Below are 1,581 nucleotides of genomic sequence, written 5' to 3' on the forward strand. Positions count from 1 at the left end.
TTTTTTACTTTCGACACGAACACCAACCGATTCAAGTATAACCAAGGAATTTTCGTGAATAGCTAGAATTTCACTTTCAGAAAGAACTTTCAAATCAGGTAGTTGCATAAGTTCTCCTTTTATATTTTTTTTGAGATATATGACCTTCTTTTACTTCGGTTTTTATGCTTTACTTTAATTATTATACTAAATTCTAATTCCCCTCTTTTTAGATAAATAAAACATTTTATAGATGGTTCTCTATAAAATCTCTTGATGTACAAATTAAACAAGATTATAGTTTTTGGGGGATTCTAAAATTAAAAAACAGAATCAAGGGAAAATTCCCCTCATTTTTTTAGCTTTTACTACTCGATTTAATGACAGCATATAGGCTGCCATTCTTAAAGAACAACGGTATTTCAGATGAAGATTCCAAACCTCATGAAAAGCTTTGCTCATAATTTTCAATAGGAGATCATTCACTTCGTTTTCATCCCACATCAAAGATTGGATGTTTTGGACCCATTCAAAGTAAGATACAACAACTCCTCCCGCATTCGCTAAGATATCCGGAACAACAATTATATTTCTTTCATTTAATATGGCATCAGCACTAAAAGTGGTTGGGCCATTGGCAGCTTCAACAATTACGTTGGCTTGAATTTTCCCGGCATTTTCAGAAGTGATTTGATTTTCTTTTGCTGCTGGAATGAGAAAATCGACTTTGAGATTCAAAAGGTCTTGGTTGTTTATAACCGATACTCCAGGAGCGGTATAGCCCTCGAGAAGATGGTGAGGATGATGGTTGGTATATTCAATCATGTCTTGAATATTAAGGCCTTCTTCTCTATAGAAAGAGCTACTTATATCACTTACCGCCACAATTCGACAGCCTTCTTTATTTAAAAGATAGGCAGCGGCTTGGCCTACATTGCCAAACCCTTGAATCGCTACCGATGAATAAGTTAAATCAATATTTATTTTTTTGGCTATTTCGTTGGTAATGAAAGCGACGCCACTTCCAGTTGCTTCCCTTCTTCCCAGTGAGCCACCGATTTCAATTGGTTTACCAGTTACAACACCTGGTACACAGAAACCCTTGAACATGCTATAGGTGTCCATAATCCATCCCATAACATCGGCATTGGTATTGAGGTCAGGAGCTGGAATATCCTTTTCTGGACCGATTAATGGAAGAATCATTGCAGTATAACGGCGAGTTATTTGCATGAGTTCTTTTTTTGTTAGCTTTGAAGGATCACAGCGAACAGCTCCCTTTGCTCCACCATAAGGTATATTAACTACAGCACACTTCCAAGTCATCCAGGCAGCCAAAGCCTTTACTTCATCAATCGTTACATCAGGTGCAAATCGTAGTCCTCCTTTACAAGGACCTCTGCTGCTGGAATGTTGAACTCGATAACCAGTAAACATTTCGATATGTCCGTTTTCCATTTCGACCGGGAAAGAGACAGTAAGTTCTCTTTCGGGTGAACGAAGTGAGATATAATCATCAAGATCCAAACCAAGTTGATCGGCAGCAGAATCGAGTATTTGCAACATATTTTCGTAGGGATTATAGTTTTGACTTGTAATCAT

General features: G+C 37.4%; 1 protein-coding gene. It reads right to left on the reverse strand.

What is annotated here, in order from left to right:
• Nucleotides 1-312 precede the first annotated feature (312 nt).
• Entirely contained in the window at nucleotides 313-1,581 is a 1,269-nt protein-coding gene (locus PLK24_RS11355; RefSeq protein WP_324479229.1) for a Glu/Leu/Phe/Val family dehydrogenase, read from the reverse strand.

Origin of the sequence: Atribacter sp., assembly GCF_035418125.1 — a bacterium.
Taxonomy (GTDB): Bacteria; Atribacterota; Atribacteria; order Atribacterales; family Atribacteraceae; genus Atribacter; species Atribacter allofermentans.

What these genes read in the sequence shown, in the direction of transcription:
- PLK24_RS11355 (WP_324479229.1), bottom strand. Translation starts at nt 1,581, where the DNA reads ATGATTACAAGTCAAAACTATAATCCCTACGAAAATATGTTGCAAATA.